12 protein-coding genes and 2 pseudogenes are annotated in these 14,712 nt (G+C 44.6%); 8 read left to right on the top strand and 6 right to left on the bottom strand.

Annotated elements, in window-relative coordinates:
• Window positions 1–74 precede the first annotated feature (74 nt).
• From BJP37_RS42960 to BJP37_RS28425, 3 genes are all read left to right on the top strand, one after another.
• The gene (locus BJP37_RS42960; protein WP_075906557.1) at window positions 75–1,325 is read left to right on the top strand and encodes an RNA-guided endonuclease InsQ/TnpB family protein; all 1,251 of its coding nucleotides are present in this window, start codon (window positions 75–77) and stop codon (window positions 1,323–1,325) included.
• Window positions 1,326–1,355: 30 nt separating this feature from the next.
• A complete protein-coding gene (locus BJP37_RS28430; RefSeq protein WP_229415473.1) occupies window positions 1,356–1,877 on the top strand; it encodes a DUF4070 domain-containing protein in 522 nt (173 codons plus the stop codon).
• Between the two features lie 204 nt (window positions 1,878–2,081).
• Window positions 2,082–2,684, top strand: coding sequence for a hypothetical protein (locus BJP37_RS28425; RefSeq protein WP_075903867.1), 603 nt, complete (start codon window positions 2,082–2,084; stop codon window positions 2,682–2,684).
• A gap of 91 nt (window positions 2,685–2,775) precedes the next feature.
• Here the strand turns inward: BJP37_RS28425 and BJP37_RS40210 are convergent, their stop codons facing one another.
• The 4 genes from BJP37_RS40210 to BJP37_RS28410 all read right to left on the bottom strand — a co-directional run bounded on the left by BJP37_RS40210 (window position 2,776) and on the right by BJP37_RS28410 (window position 7,467).
• The gene (locus BJP37_RS40210; RefSeq protein ID WP_158069809.1) at window positions 2,776–2,934 is read right to left on the bottom strand and encodes a hypothetical protein; all 159 of its coding nucleotides are present in this window, start codon (window positions 2,932–2,934) and stop codon (window positions 2,776–2,778) included.
• 149 nt (window positions 2,935–3,083) lie between these two features.
• Window positions 3,084–4,598, bottom strand: coding sequence for a group II intron reverse transcriptase/maturase (locus BJP37_RS28420; protein ID WP_075903865.1), 1,515 nt, complete (start codon window positions 4,596–4,598; stop codon window positions 3,084–3,086).
• 168 nt (window positions 4,599–4,766) lie between these two features.
• Window positions 4,767–6,467, bottom strand: coding sequence for a group II intron reverse transcriptase/maturase (ltrA, locus tag BJP37_RS28415; protein ID WP_075903863.1), 1,701 nt, complete (start codon window positions 6,465–6,467; stop codon window positions 4,767–4,769).
• A 697-nt stretch (window positions 6,468–7,164) separates the two neighbouring features.
• A complete protein-coding gene (locus BJP37_RS28410; protein WP_075903861.1) occupies window positions 7,165–7,467 on the bottom strand; it encodes a hypothetical protein in 303 nt (100 codons plus the stop codon).
• An 884-nt stretch (window positions 7,468–8,351) separates the two neighbouring features.
• Between BJP37_RS28410 and ltrA (BJP37_RS28405) the strand changes: the two genes are divergently transcribed.
• Window positions 8,352–10,175: a group II intron reverse transcriptase/maturase gene (gene ltrA / locus BJP37_RS28405; RefSeq protein WP_075903859.1), complete on the top strand. Its 1,824-nt coding sequence runs from the start codon at window positions 8,352–8,354 to the stop codon at window positions 10,173–10,175.
• A gap of 27 nt (window positions 10,176–10,202) precedes the next feature.
• On the opposite strand, the gene BJP37_RS28400 is transcribed toward ltrA (BJP37_RS28405), so the two are convergent.
• A complete protein-coding gene (locus tag BJP37_RS28400; RefSeq protein WP_229415472.1) occupies window positions 10,203–10,940 on the bottom strand; it encodes a phosphoribosyltransferase in 738 nt (245 codons plus the stop codon).
• Between the two features lie 164 nt (window positions 10,941–11,104).
• Here BJP37_RS28400 and BJP37_RS28395 point away from each other — a divergent pair, with 164 nt between their 5' ends.
• The 4 genes and pseudogenes from BJP37_RS28395 to BJP37_RS41645 all read left to right on the top strand — a co-directional run bounded on the left by BJP37_RS28395 (window position 11,105) and on the right by BJP37_RS41645 (window position 13,776).
• Window positions 11,105–11,812: a uracil-DNA glycosylase gene (locus tag BJP37_RS28395; RefSeq protein ID WP_075903857.1), complete on the top strand. Its 708-nt coding sequence runs from the start codon at window positions 11,105–11,107 to the stop codon at window positions 11,810–11,812.
• Window positions 11,813–12,108: 296 nt separating this feature from the next.
• Window positions 12,109–12,348 (top strand): annotated as a pseudogene (locus BJP37_RS35015) (NUDIX domain-containing protein); the annotation flags it as partial.
• A 60-nt stretch (window positions 12,349–12,408) separates the two neighbouring features.
• Window positions 12,409–13,469, top strand: a pseudogene (locus BJP37_RS35010) (IS630 family transposase).
• Complete coding sequence (locus BJP37_RS41645) at window positions 13,456–13,776, top strand: NUDIX hydrolase (RefSeq protein WP_198954215.1); 321 nt, start codon at window positions 13,456–13,458, stop codon at window positions 13,774–13,776. Before BJP37_RS35010 ends, BJP37_RS41645 begins: the two are co-directional and overlap by 14 nt.
• A gap of 304 nt (window positions 13,777–14,080) precedes the next feature.
• Here BJP37_RS41645 and sodC read toward each other — a convergent pair whose 3' ends face one another.
• On the bottom strand, window positions 14,081–14,611 hold the full coding sequence (gene sodC / locus BJP37_RS28370) for a superoxide dismutase family protein (RefSeq protein ID WP_075903855.1): 531 nt from the start codon (window positions 14,609–14,611) through the stop codon (window positions 14,081–14,083).
• Between the last annotated feature and the right edge of the window lie 101 nt (window positions 14,612–14,712).

Here is a 14,712-nt window from a genome sequence, read left to right as displayed (position 1 = left end):
CGGGACGGGGTTTATGCAAATTAACATTTATCATTCGCCTGGCTTGTGCTAAGATATTTTACATGGCACTAACCATGAACTACACGTACCGAATTTATCCAGATGCAGCTCAACAGGAATTAATGTTGAGTTGGCTAGAAACTTGCAGACGACTTTATAACCGTTGTTTGCGAGACTTAAAGGACTGGATGAATAGTCGTAAGTGTTCGATTGATAGATGTTCGCTCATACGGGAATATATTATGTCTCCAGACATTCCATTCCCGGGTTATAGGTCACAAAAACGACAGTTAACGCAGTGGAAAAAAACCGAAACTGACCTGAAGGAAGTTCATTCTCAAGTCACTCAAGACGTTGTCAAACGTTTACATAATTCCTGGGAGTCGTTCAGACAGAGAGGGCGAGGTTTTCCACGTTTTAAAAAGTATGGGCGATATCAATCCTTTTTGTTTCCTCAGTTTCCTGCTAATCCCCTCAAGGGAAATAAAATTAAACTTCCCAAGATGGGACTTGTAGACATCAACTTACACCGAGAAATCCCTGATGGATTCAAGATTAAAGGTGTGAGAGTTGTGTCAAGATGTCGAGGAACAAAATGGTTTGTTGTCATAACGATTCAAGCAGATGTTTCTGTTCCCGATCCACCGTCTTTTGGGCGAGCAATCGGAATAGACGTTGGATTGATTGATTTCTTGGCAACATCAGATGGATTAAAAATTCCTAGACAGAAGTTTTTTGTAGACTTACAACGCGAGCTTAAATTGCTGCAACGTAGAGAGTCTCGAAAACAGAAGCGGTCTAAGAATTGGGAGAAAGTCCAAATTAAAATCGCACGATTACACCACAAAATTAACAATACTCGCCAAGACTGGCAACTCAAAGTAGCTCATACTCTCTGTGACCAAGCAGATTCTATTTTTGTAGAGGATATTGATTACCGAGTCATGGCTAAAGGGTTTCTTGGAAAGCATTCTCTAGATGCCAGTTTTGGTCAGTTCAGAGAGTTGTTGAAATGGGTTTGTTGGAAGCGAGGAAAGTTTTTTGCCACAGTAGACCATCGGGGGACATCAAAACAATGCCCTAACTGTGGTGCGGAGTGGGATAATAACCTTTCAATTCGTTGGCATACCTGTAAAGAATGCAGCTACTCCAATAACCGAGATGTTGCCAGTGCCGAAGTGATTCGTAATCGTGGGATTCAAAAGTACCCAAGGACTATTGGGGAAAGGAAACCGCCTGCTGAGAGCGTACTATCGGGGATTTTAAATCTAGATAAGTGCTACGCAGGAACTCTTAACTGTGAGGTTAAGAAGCCCGCGCTGTAATCTCTGATTCAGCGTCGGGAGGATGTCACTATGTTACAAGCCTTGCCCAATACCGCCCTTTGGCATCGGCTCAAACAAGAGGGGCGTTTGCTAGAAGGCAATGAGGAAAATATCAATCAGACAACCCTGACCAATTTTATCCCCACTCGCCCGATAGAACAACTGGCTCAGGAATATGTCAGTTGTTTCTGGGAATTATATAAACCAGAATCCTATTTAGGCAGACTTTATCGGCACTACTTAAATATGAAGCCGAAACCCTATCAGCCTAAATTAGTAATGCCAAAATTTATCTATTTCTGGGCACTGCTAATTATTATCTGGCGCAATGGCATCAAGCGCCAAACCCGCTTCCAATTCTGGGGTCAACTTTTTTCTATCCTCAGGCACAATCCTCAGGTATGGAAACGCTATCTTAGCGATCATGCCTATCTGGAACATTTCCTTGAATACCGCCAAATTGTCCACGATCAAATTCCAGCACAACTGACTCAGTTTTTGGCAGCAGTTGCTAACACTAGACCTCTTGCAGAAGTGGCGCGGAAAGTGTAGTGACTGTGGGAAGATGGGGAGATGGGGTGATGGGGTGATGGGGTGATGGGGAGTGTGGTGTTATCGTGGCTAATCCCAATTCCCGATTCCCGTTCCCCTCCTGGGAGGGGTTAGGGGTGGGTTCCGATTCCCGATTCCCGATTCCCGATTCCCGATTCCCAATTCTAAATTCTAAATTCTAAATTCTAAATTCTAAATTTCCTCATGTCCTTTGATTCCTATAAAACGATTGGCGAAGTACTCCAAGAATTTACAATTACTGCTACTGAAGCCAATTATATCCTGGAAACTGACACTGTAATCAGAGAAGCGTTTAAAGAAGATTTAGAGTTTTGTCTTCGAGAATTTACCGTTGAAGAGTCAGAGTATGCTATTTGTGAAGCGATTATTTTTCCGCTCTTAAAAGAAGTATACAGACAGTATCGAGATAAATTTACGCTGTGGAGTCATAAACCAATAACCTATGATCAACAGCTCACGGGAATACCCGATTATATTTTAGCAAAGCGGTCACCCCTTGGCAAACAAATTTTTGAAAAGCCTTATTTTGTAGCCGTAGAAGCCAAAAAGGATGATTTTATTAAGGGGTGGGGTCAATGTTTAGCAGAAATGGTGGCAATTCAAAAGCTTAATGACCAATCTGATCAAACTATATTTGGAATTGTTTCCAATGGTCAAGTTTGGCAGTTTGGCAAACTCAAAGCTAATCTCTACACTAGAGAAATTAACAATTATACAATTTCTGATTTAGAGAGACTGTATTCAGCAATTAATTATGTATTTAGTCAATGTGAACTAGAACTTTAAACTCAGCAATAAGTAAGATAAAGAGCGATCAATTATCCCATAAGTGTTGAACAGGCAACTCAGAACAGGGAACTCATAACAGGAATCTTCCCTATTCCCAGCCCGTAGCGCTATAACTAACAACTTTCGTTACTATAGGTTTTGCCTTCGCGTAGCGTGACCTTAGGTCAATTCCATCAGCTGGCCCCTTCACAACTCCCATCTTCGAGATCAAGACTTTGAGTTCCAACTCCAAGCCCCAGTAGGACATTTGCCATCACCGCGCTGGGTTGGGGGATTTGAGATACTCTTAAACCGTAATTAATCGGGATAATCCGGTATAGTTAGAGTCGATGCCTGGTATTACCCAGGGCACCTCTCCTTCAAATCCGTACGTGCGACTTTCACCGCATACGGCTCCTAGATATCCTGTCCTTTCGGTTTGCTCCAGTGGATTTGTTGGTGACAGCTGTGATGTACTGCCATTAGGTTCTTAGACTTCCAGTTGTCGTGGTTCCCATCTATGTGATGGAGTTGCACGGACTCTTCGTCTATGAACTTTAATCCACAATGTCCACAGGAATGGCGTTGCCTTTTCAAGGCTATTGCTGTAGCATCACTGTATAGCTTGGAGTTTCTTTGACTCCAGTACACTGTTTTCCCGTTATAGGGGGAGTTGGTTCCTGCTACCATTTTGTGTCCGTTCTGTTCGTATCCTACGGATGGCAAAGCCTTGTTACAAAGTTTGTTGGCTTTATACCTGTTGACTTTCTTCTCTTTTCGGAATTTACGGTTGGCGGTCTTGTTCATGAACCACAAGGAATCTCTTGCGCTGCTCATGTCACACCATTTGTGGTAGTTTCTCCATCCCCTGATCACGGGGGCTAGTTTTTGTGCCTTTACTTCAGCGCCATAATTCGAGTTGTTGACTATGGTTTTAATCTTCTTTCGGATACTTCGGTGATTTTCCACTGAGGGAATACTCCGGAATTTTCCGTTATGTTTTTGAACATACATTCTCCAACCTAGGAAGTCAAAGCCATCTGTCGTTTTGGTAATCTTGGTCTTTTCTTGACTGATTTCCATCTCACGTTCTGCTAAAAAGGTCTTGATTTTGTCCAGTACCTTTTCTGCGTTATCCTCTGGTTTGAGGAATATCACCATGTCGTCTGCATATCGGACGCTGGGGTGAATTGCCTCTATTCCATCCAGTGCAATGTTGGCTAAGAGTGGGCTAACCACACCTCCTTGGGGTGTTCCTTGTTCAGGGAATTCCGGATTGATGCCAGCTTTTAAACATCTGAAAATCCCCTTCTTCAGACTAGCTGGGGCTAGCAATCTATCCATGATGGACTTATGGGAGATACGGTCAAAACACTTTTTAATATCTAATTCAATTACTCTCTTATTGATGCCATTGGATTGTGACCTTAAATTATTGAACACATGTTTTTGGGCATCATGGGCACTGCGTCCAGTCCTAAACCCGTAACTCCGGGCGTGAAAAGTTGCTTCGTGGGCGGGTTCGAGAGCGTATTTGGCTAGACATTGCCATGCTCTATCGGCGATTGTGGGTACCTTAAGAATCCTTACTTTCCCATTCTTTTTTGGAATTGGGATTTCGCGAAGTCCGCTATGTTTCCAGACAAGGCCATAGTGGTTCAATTCATACAGTAGTTCAATTCGCTCTTTGTATGTTAGGGCTGTCTTCCCATCCACACCGGCAGTCTTCTTGCCTTTATTGAGCTGTGTCACTTGACGGATGGCTAGAAGTTGTGCTGCGCGAGATTTCAGAATCAGTTTTTGTAGAGACCGAGCTTTCCTCAAGTCACCGTTTCGAACTGCTTTGTACACTCTTCTCTGTAGGCGAAAAAGGTTCCGTCGGAGTTGTTTCCAATTTTGTCTTTTCCATAGGTCACTATATCGGTTTGACATGTGTCTACCTGTACTCTTCGTTGATTTGTGTATTCTGGATACCCGCAGGCAGTTTCCATTAAACTAAGCCAGGGAGTCACCTCACAGCTGACTCGTCTCCAGAACCGGACGTGAAAGTTTCCCCTCATCCGGCTCCTCATTACAGTACAATCCTTGTCAGTGGCACCTCTAGAATGGATTTTCATCTAGATTCAGTGAATTAGATTTCGTTCCATGTTTGACATCGTGACAATGCAGGTGGAGTAGTTCCATATTTTTGTCTAGGTCTTCTCCACCGAGTGCGCGTGGTATTATGTGGTGTTTTTCTATTAAATCTCCATCCCTGAAGGTAAGGCCACAATGGGAGCATTTTCCTTTTTGTTTTTTAAGTAGTCTTCCTTTTTGACTGTTTATTTCAGGATGTTTTCCCATTCTGGAATTCCAATATATTAAGTTTCCGTTGAATGGACTTGTGGTGTTCTTGACTTTGATGTGCCGGACGATTTTCGTTTTGGCATGTTTCAAGAGGTAACTCTTTCCGTCTGTGAACGTCCAGTTGTCTTTTTCTACGGTTCCCCAATATTTATTGATTACCCAGGTTTTTGATTTGTTTGGATGTCGCCTGTATCCCCATCTTTGGAGTTTGTTCCAGAGCATGCATTCGAGGTCTTTGAAGGTTTCTTTACTACAAACAGCTTTGTTGTAATTACACCATCCTCGTATGACAGGTGAGAGTCGGCTGATTAGGGCAGCCTGAGGGGCAGCTTTGTGACGGTCGATTATGTCAGCAAGCTGCCTATAGTGTTCTAGAACTTTTTCCTTGGATGGTTTGATGATGGTTTTAAAGCCTAGTTTTGAATGGTTTTTTCCGGCTGGATATTGTCGGATGTTGAATCCTAGGAAATTGAATCCTTCCGAAGTGTGAGTTATCTTTGTCTTACTGGGCTTTAATTCCAACCCTATGTCTTTTAGCCATTCACTGATGATTCTCTGACATTCTTCTATTATGGTTTGGTCTTTGTGCATGATGACAAAATCATCCGCATATCTAATTAGACTTATACCTCTCATCTTTTGAGCTTTTCCTAGTTTTTCTCCTTTTTTGTTCTTTTTATTTCCGATATAAGTCTTAATTATTGTTTCCATTCCATGAAGGGCTATGTTCGCGAGGAGAGGTGATATTACTCCTCCTTGTGGTGTGCCTTCTTCGGTTTCTGAGAATGTGTTATTATCCATCACACCAGCTTTTAACCAAGATTTAATTAATCGCCTCAAGGATGGATAGGTGTTTAATTTCGTGAGAAGAACATCGTGATTGATTTTATCGAAACATTTGGAGATATCGGCGTCTAGTACCCATTTAGGTTTTTTGCAGATTCCATTAAATATTGCTTCGATGGCATCATGACATGAGCGTCCTGGTCTGAACCCATAGGAGTTAGGTTCAAATTTAGCCTCCCATTCAGGCTCTAGTGCTTGTTTGACTAGTGCTTGTAGGGCGCGGTCATGCATTGTTGGGATTCCTAGTGGGCGTTTTTCCTTCTGTCCGGGTTTTGGAATCCATACCCTTCTAGTTGGTTTGGCTTTTCTTGAGATTTCCAGGTTAGCTACTAAGGCCAGACGCTGTTTACCATTTAAGGTTTTAATCCCGTCTATTCCAGCAGTTTTCTTGCCTTTGTTCTCTTGGGTTACCCGCCTGACCGCAATCATTTTGGCTGACCAAGACTTCATCAGGGTCTTTTGTAATTTACGTACCACGCGAACATCGTCACGCTGTGAGGCTTGGTATATTCGTTTTTGTAACTTGAACACGGTTATTTCTAGCTTTCGCCAGTTGACCTTGTTCCATTCCGACTGTGGGTTGAATCCCCGAGTTTTAGACTTCTTCATTACTACTTACAACTACACCTATTCCTGTAACGTGAGTCCGTTGGCATATCCATAGGTATTACCCTAGGCATTGGCTTCTGACTCTATCTCTCCCCCAGATGACTTACGGTTAACTACCTACTCAGAATGTTCGACCTTTCTGAGAGTACAAGTGGGGGTTACTTCGTTCCTGATAACCATTCTGTAGACTTTTAGGGCGGCATTGTTCACCGGGAATTTTATTTCTAGGGAAATCAATAGTTAAGCGGGCAACTAACTATCCTTTATTCCGTTTGACTTTTTGTCTGTGGCGTATCAATCCATTTCGCCACGTGTAGGTGTCGATGATTCAAACATGCCTTCCTTGCGTACCCATGAGTCTTTTGCCTGCTACTAACTTTCCCTGGATTGGTTCCGCTTCGCTGTTCGACCCTTGCTTTCAATCCATGGGTTTTGTTAGTTCCCATGAACCAGGGTAGGGCTGTCACTCGGATTTCACGAGGGATGGTCTTTCACCATCATGGTTATCAAGTTGTCAAGGTTCTTTCTTCCTTGCGACTAATCCTCCTAAACCCTTGATGGGCAAGATTTCTAGTCAACGAATCGCACGCCTGCATCCTACCCGACAGTAGGGATTAAGTTTGACATAACTTACCGAGGTGACGACCTATCCTCAGACCTATTAATGCTGTCGTTTTTACTTGTTCCATCTATCGGATTATTCTGGTGATTTAGGGCGATTCATTTTGCCTACTATCTTCTCGGAGTTTACAGTTATCCCGTTTAAAACACTGTGAGAATGAGATAGTAGAGTCCACATATTTTGTTCAGATTGTGGCTCCCTTGTTAGACACTTTTCTAGAATCTGTTTACCCATGTCACCTTCCCCTTTAGCACCAGTGTCCTTATCTGCTTCGGTCTGATTGTGCCCTGTCGCCAGCTTCACTCTGAAAGTTGTCGCTTTCTCGGTGTGGCCAGGTAGGGAGTCACATGTCTCCTCATGGGTGGGATTTTCACCCACATCCGTTAGATAGTTAAGAATTTTGAGGTGTTATCCTCGCGATTCTCCCAACTCATACCCCTGGAGTTTCTCTAGGTTCCTAGTTGGAGCAAGCCGCACAAACGGTCAAGGTGCAATTTGTTGTTGCCTGAGGGAGGAGTGGTGGTCAGCAATTGGAGTTAAGCCTCCCACTCATCTGTCTAGGCGTTCCTGGCATCTCGACCAGGAGTTGCTTGAAAGCCTGAGTTCTGGTATGTTTACAGTCAAGGGGCGACCGATGAAGGTGCTCATGCAGAGTGAAAGGGGTAAGAGCCTTTCCAAGACTAGGATTCAGTCTTGTTCCCACCCAAAGGAGCGTACTGAGATGGATAACCCGGTTCACGACTAGGTTACTCCCGAATCAGTGGGTTTCACAGCTAGAGGGTAAAGCCAGAAAGAAACTGAGATGTCGGGAAGGTGACCAATGGCAGGGAAAGAATCAAAGGGTTGACAATTAGGAACCGTTGTTATAAGGCATCGTAATAAGCAATATCCCTGATCAAACGACAATGGGGATAACAGCTCCCGGATTAGCCTCTCCTTGACGGGGCAATCAGAATCCCACAGTGGACTCGGTGTAGAGACGGCAACCTTAGAATCGCACCTCTAATGAGCATAACCGGGTAAGCCGAGGTTGAGTCCAATATCTAGGTCGATTGATATTGGTAGCCAAATCCCAAGAAGCGGTATAACTCTCAGCCCGGTAGAAGACTGAACCAAGCAAAAGCCAGTGACCGAAAGGAAACAGGAAAACGGACAACCGCATAACTGACTGGATAGAGGGAAATCCCTCAACTCGTGCAGAGTGCTGAATTTCAGAACTAATTCCGAGTCAAGGAAATAATACGATAAGACCTACATTGTACATGGAAAAGATTGAATCGAAACCTTCGGGTAACGGTATCGTAACTAAACAAGCCACCGACTGGCACACAACCGATTGGAAACGTGCCTATAGGATGGTCAGGAAACTTAGACGTAGAATTTTCAAGGCGACACGTGAAGGCAATTGGAAGAAAGTCAATAAGCTACAAAGGTTAATGCTTCGTAGCCACTCCAATACACTCACTTCTGTCAAACAGGCTACTCAAATAAATAGTGGAAAAAAGACCGCAGGAATAGATAAACAGACCAAGATAACACCGGCGGAAAGAGGGGAAATGGTCGATTCCCTCAGAAACTATAAAGCCTGGAAACCCATCCCAACCAAACGCATCTACATCCCCAAGTCCAACGGGAAGAAAAGGCCACTAGGAATACCAAGCATCACGGATAGATGTCTACAAGGCATCGTCAAAAATGCACTAGAACCATCATGGGAAGCCAGGTTTGAACCTGTATCATACGGATTTAGACCGGGTAGGAGTACCCATGACGCAAGACAAAGGATATTCCAAAACATCAATGGAGAAAATAACAGGAAATGGTGGGTACTAGATGCGGACATCTCAGGATGCTTCGACAACATAGCACACCTACCTCTCCTAGAAGCCATAGGGAACTTCCCAGCAACCAACCTGATCAAGGATTGGCTTAAGGCTGGATACGTCGATAAAGACGTATACTACAACACAGAGGAAGGAACTCCCCAAGGCGGAATAATAAGTCCATTACTGGCTAATATCGCCCTACACGGACTAGAGGAGGAATTGGGTATAGAGTACAAATGGAGAAGAGATAAAAGGCGCAAAGACGGAGGTTGGTGGGCCAACATATCTCCAAGGACATACATCCGCTTTGCCGATGACTTCGTTATCCTAACCGAAAGCGAGGAAGATGCAGCGAAAGCTAAGGAAATCACAACGAAATGGTTATCCAAAAAAGGACTAACATTGTCTGAGGAGAAAACAAAGATAAGCCATCTAACCAAAGGATTTGACTTTTTAGGATGGAACTTCAGGAAGTATCAAACATCAGGGAAAAAGACAGGGCTAATAACCCTAATCAAACCTTCCGGGAAAAGTGTAGACAAAATCAAGAAGAAATTAAGAGAAGAATTCAAAAGAGGAAAAAGCCTAACCCAGAGAACGTTAATTGGCAAAATCAACTCAATAGTAAGGGGATGGAGCAATTATCACAATGGCACGGTATCCAAAGAAATCTTTTCTGAATTAGATTCATACATGTTCTGGAAGTTACAGAGGTGGGCAAGACGGAAGCACGCCAAAAAATCTCACGACTGGGTAAACGAGAAATATTTCGGAAAATATTGCCCAGGAAGAGAGGATAATTGGGTATTTGGAGACGGAGAAATCTACTTGGAAAAGTTTGCCTGGACACCAATCCAGAGACATATACTAGTTTCATACGATAAATCCCCCGACAATCCAACACTCACCGAGTATTGGAAAGAAAGGGAAGAGAAACAAAGTGAAAAAACAGCCAAGAAGAGACTAACCACCGGAAAAGACAAAATAGCTAACAGACAAGGATACCAATGCCCCGTCTGTCAGCAAAACCTAGGGGAATACAACAATGTGCATCTACACCACATTATTCCCAAACAACTAGGTGGTCTTGATAAATATGATAACCTAATCTATCTACACGAAGACTGCCACTACTCCATACATGCCTTGGGTGCGACAAAACCCGAAATCCAAAAGATGTTAAGGAAAGGGTTCAAAACACCCTCTAAGAACCGGAACAAAAACCAAAAGGCACAAAACCGGAAATCGAAGAAAAAGTAGTCGCTAAAATAACGTGTTCCAAAGGAATTAGGTGCGCCGTGTGCTTGGAGACTTGCTCGCACGGTGCTTAGGGGGCGAAGCGGGGGAAACCCCGCCGACCCACCCAATCTCCTGTAAATAGCTTAGAGCTTCCTCGGTTTTAACTTGAGGAAATTTGAGGTAGAAGCGGCTGACACTTAGAAAGGGTTCCGGTGTCCGTAAGATCACCATGCGATCGCACCATTGTGATAACCAGGGTATTAATCCTCCTGGTGCCACTGGTGTGCAAATCCAAACCTGTGCTGGATTGTGGGCTTTTACTGCTTCCGTTGCTGCTGCTATAGTCATTCCAGTAGCAATGCCATCATCAACCAGCAACGCTAGGGCACCAGTAGGATTGGTTTTCGGACAACCCGGTTGCAGTTGAGCTAGCTGAGCTTGGGCTTTTTCTTGAGCTTGAGCTAATACTATTTCCTGCCATTGAGCATTTTTGTTTCGCCATCGCCTTTGCCCAGACCAAAGTACAACTCCCGAGGAAGTCACCGCACCGATTGCTAATTCTGGGTTGCGAGCCGTGGTAATTTTTTTTGCCACTACAATATCTAGTGGACAATCCAGTGCCCGAGCTACTGGTGCTGCTACTGGGATACCCCCCCGAGGTAGTGCATATACAATAGGCGTTGCATCAATACCTGTAGCGTGCAGCTTGCTCACCAGGGGGATAAGTGCTTGAGCGAGCTGCTCACCGGCATCAGCGCGATCGCTAAACAGCGGGGCAGTGTACATGGCTTCCTCCGGTATGAAGTTGCCTGACTTATATTATAATTACCGATTTTTGTCAAGATTACTGTATCAAAAGAAAGAATTGTAATAATTAGTTGCTCACAATCTCCTGAATCTACTATTAGTAGTAAGGTGCCTTATGCCTGGAACAATTTCTGTGAGTCCTCATGTCCAACGGAGAACAACTTAGTCTTTTTGACGAGTCAGAGTTAACCCCATCACAGCCGAACAATGTCCAAAGGGAGCTAATCCCCACTGATGCCAAAATCCCTATTCCTCCTGGCACTTACGACACCATGGAATCCTTGACAGAACACTGTCAATCTTGCCAACGGTGCGAATTAGGAGCTACCCGCACTCAGGCTGTTATTGGACGTGGCAACCCTAATGCCCTAATTATGATTATTGGGGAAGGACCGGGTAAACAAGAAGATGAGACTGGTAAGCCCTTTGTAGGCAGAGCAGGGCAACTGTTGGAGAAAATTTTGGCATCTGTGAAAATCGATAGTGAACAAGATGTATATATTTGTAATATGGTCAAGTGCCGACCTCCTGGTAACCGCACCCCTACTCCTGATGAAATTGAAGCGTGCAAACCTTACTTGTTGGAGCAAATTCGCCTAGTAGACCCCCAAATTATTCTGTTCACTGGTGCCACAGCGGTAAAAGGCTTAACTGGTAACAAGAAGGGGATTACTAAGATTCGGGGTACCTGGATGGAATGGGAAGGGCATAAGTGGTGTATGCCAATTCTCCATCCTGCTTACCTACTGCGGAATCCCAAACGAGATCAAGGTAGTCCAAAGTGGCTGATGTGGCAAGATATCCAGAAAGTGCGTGCTAAGTTAGATGAGATTCGCGCCTTAATGCCATAGATATTAGGGAATAGGGAACAGGGAATAGGGAACAGCAGATCTGGGAACAGGGAGTAGGGAGTATAGATTAGTTAAGTGTTAAGTGTTAATTGTTAATTGACAACTTTAAATGGTCAATTAACAATTTTCATTCCAATTTTAAATTGACGAACAACCAAGAATGATACAGCGTTTTTCATAGCTATCAGGTACACAGGAGTTTTTCCATCTTACCTCTTACCTACTCCCTACTCCCTACTCCCTACTCCCTAAAAGCCAAGAATTTGTACCTCACCCAATTGAAAACTGCTGTAAAAATGATTATTGATGAAACTTGGTACCAACGACCACCTGGAGTTTCTGAGGCTACCTCCGCTGGTGGTATTGTTGCCCGCCGTTGGGAGCAGCAGATATACATTGCTCTAGTTCAAGAAGGCAATAGACTTGAATACGTCTTACCCAAAGGTCATGTAGAACCAGGAGAAAGCATTTTAGAGGCGGCAGAGCGAGAAATTGCGGAAGAAGCGGGCTTAAATGACCTGAAATTTATTGCTGAACTGGGAGTTATATCAAATCCGGGTGTAGACTTATTGTATAGAGTGAGTCGGGAAAGATCTATGCCCAAACGGCTGAGCCTATTACCTCATCTTAGTTGTGAGGAATTGGAAGAACGGTATCGTCAAGCCAGTGATGCTGTAGAACGCAGCCAATACCAAATCCTGTGGTTGCTGGCAAAAGGTAAGCAGACCGAAGAGGTGCGAGAGGCAACAGGGTATTCATTGCGCTGGATACGGGTGATTGCCAAGCGCTACAACCAACAGGGGGAAGCCGGGGTAGGTGATGGTCGGCATCATAATCGTGGAGCCGAACCTTTACTCGACGAGATTCAACAAGCCCAACTCCTACAAGCTATAGAAGCCCCTGTGGATGAGAGCGGGTTGTGGAATGGTCGTAAGGTAGCTGATTGGATGAGTCGAGTGCTCGACCGTCCGGTTGCGCCTCAACGAGGTTGGGAATATCTCAAGCAGATGGAGTTTCGGCTACGGCTGCCCCGTCCGGAGCATCAACAGCAAGATCCCATCAAGCAAGAAGCCTGGAAAAAAAACTGCCTGAGCGAGTAGAGCAGTTACAGCAGCAGCACCCGGGGGCAGAGATTGAGTTGTGGGCGATGGACGAACATCGAGTTGGACTCAAACCTATGGTGCGCCGCCTCTGGGTTCCCTGGTGGGAAACCCCTATTGCCAAAGTGCAGTGGCGCTATGAGTGGGTTTGGGTATGGGGTTTTGTGCATCCAGCTTCGGGTCAAACCTATTGGTGGTTGTTACCGAGAGTAAACATTCAACTGTTCAATCAAGTCCTGGCTGACTTTGCCCAACATTTCAGCTTAGGCCAAAATAAACACGTTATTTTAACTGTTGACCAAGCCGGTTGGCACACCGGTCAGGATATCGTGCTACCAGAAGGATTACATTTAGAGTTTCTTCCCCCTTACTCCCCTGAGTTGCAACCTGCAGAACGTCTTTGGTCAATCTTGGATGAGCCGATTGCTAACCGAACCTTTGAGAACATCTTTGAGTTAGAGCAACTTCTATGTAATCGGTGTTGCGTACTACTAAAACAGCCTGAGTTGATCCGGGGACTCACCCATTTTCACTGGTGGCAGGATGCCAAGGCTTAACAGTAACTATTTAGCCGGATTTCATATTAAGGAACGATTAGACTTTGCCAAACAGTGTTGGAAAAAGACTTACTATTTTCTGTTCATTACTGACCAAGTTGACGGTACTCCTACTGATCCACATCTCAGTTACCAGCTGGGGTGGTTTCCTATAGATGAATTACCAACATTATTCTGGCCAGAACAACAAGAACTGATTAAAACCAATAGTAAGCTGATCCAAAATTCTGTAAGCATATGCGCTACGCGCAGGCTACGCCAACAGCCGTCAGCTGTCAGCCGTCAGCTTCCCATAACTCAAGATTAAACGAATGCTTACCTCTTTTATTGAAAAGCACCGATTGCGCTACGTGCACCCTTGGCCTGTGGCCAAGCTGCTTGAGGTGCGAACAGTACCGTGGCACAGTTTCTGCCCATAGCGTAACCTCCTTGAGGTGCTTTTGAATAAAATAAGCTGACCGCTGAACGCGCACGGGTGAGCTAAAAGCTCACGGCTGATGGCTGAATGCTTACAAATCAAGTAGCTTGCCCATAGCCCATAAGCTGATAGCTGATAGCTGATAGCTGATAGCTGAATGCTTACCCGTTAACTGAAAAGCACAAGACTGTGGCTAAATTACACCGCAAGCCGCTCGAGCACCACCCCCTCCCAAGGGTTTGGGAGTATCTGAATAATTGTCACCTTGGGCGTGAATGATCAGAGAGTGACCCTTAAGGTCAGCAACCTTTAACCGTGGGGCTACTACTGGAGTGTTAGCAACACCCTGTTGATTAACCACTAGCCTTGGCAAATCACCTAAATGACCGTTACCGAATGGTCCTTCATGTTTGCCGGTATTTTCTGGATCATAATGACCACCAGCAGCTAAGCCAGGAACTACTTTACCTTCCTTCTGGGCTGGACCACAATTGGGCTTTGCATGGACATGGAAGCCATGTTCTCCAGGAGTTAATCCAGACAGATTCGAGGTTAGCTGCAGACCCTTCTCGGTTTCGGTTGCTTTGACAATGCCAATTTCTTTACCAATGCCTTTGGTATCAGTCAAATGTATGGTCACCTTTAGTGGTGTTGACGCGGATTGATTGGAACAAGCCGAGATTAGAAATATTGCGATCGCAGCTAATAGGCTGATAATTTTCATACTCAACTACACCCCACTTACAGATAGGTTTCCAAGGGTTTGAGACCTAACGGGGGGACAGAGCGGGTATAGCCATTGTGTAGCAAGGGATACAGCAGATG

Source organism: Moorena bouillonii PNG (assembly GCF_001942495.1).
GTDB classification, from domain to species: domain Bacteria; phylum Cyanobacteriota; class Cyanobacteriia; order Cyanobacteriales; family Coleofasciculaceae; genus Moorena; species Moorena bouillonii.
The sequence above is the reverse complement of the archived record's forward strand: the minus strand, read 5'-3'. Positions and strand labels throughout refer to the sequence as shown.

Bases quoted from the DNA above. Each gene is read 5' to 3' on its own strand.
- BJP37_RS42960 (WP_075906557.1), top strand. From the start codon at position 75: ATGAACTACACGTACCGAATTTATCCAGATGCAGCTCAACAGGAATTA.
- BJP37_RS28430 (WP_229415473.1), top strand. From the start codon at position 1,356: ATGTTACAAGCCTTGCCCAATACCGCCCTTTGGCATCGGCTCAAACAA.
- BJP37_RS28425 (WP_075903867.1), top strand. From the start codon at position 2,082: ATGTCCTTTGATTCCTATAAAACGATTGGCGAAGTACTCCAAGAATTT.
- BJP37_RS40210 (WP_158069809.1), bottom strand. From the start codon at position 2,934: ATGTCCTACTGGGGCTTGGAGTTGGAACTCAAAGTCTTGATCTCGAAG.
- BJP37_RS28420 (WP_075903865.1), bottom strand. From the start codon at position 4,598: ATGTCAAACCGATATAGTGACCTATGGAAAAGACAAAATTGGAAACAA.
- ltrA (WP_075903863.1), bottom strand. From the start codon at position 6,467: ATGAAGAAGTCTAAAACTCGGGGATTCAACCCACAGTCGGAATGGAAC.
- ltrA (WP_075903859.1), top strand. From the start codon at position 8,352: ATGGAAAAGATTGAATCGAAACCTTCGGGTAACGGTATCGTAACTAAA.
- BJP37_RS28400 (WP_229415472.1), bottom strand. From the start codon at position 10,940: ATGTACACTGCCCCGCTGTTTAGCGATCGCGCTGATGCCGGTGAGCAG.
- BJP37_RS28395 (WP_075903857.1), top strand. From the start codon at position 11,105: ATGTCCAACGGAGAACAACTTAGTCTTTTTGACGAGTCAGAGTTAACC.
- BJP37_RS41645 (WP_198954215.1), top strand. From the start codon at position 13,456: ATGCCAAGGCTTAACAGTAACTATTTAGCCGGATTTCATATTAAGGAA.
- sodC (WP_075903855.1), bottom strand. From the start codon at position 14,611: ATGAAAATTATCAGCCTATTAGCTGCGATCGCAATATTTCTAATCTCG.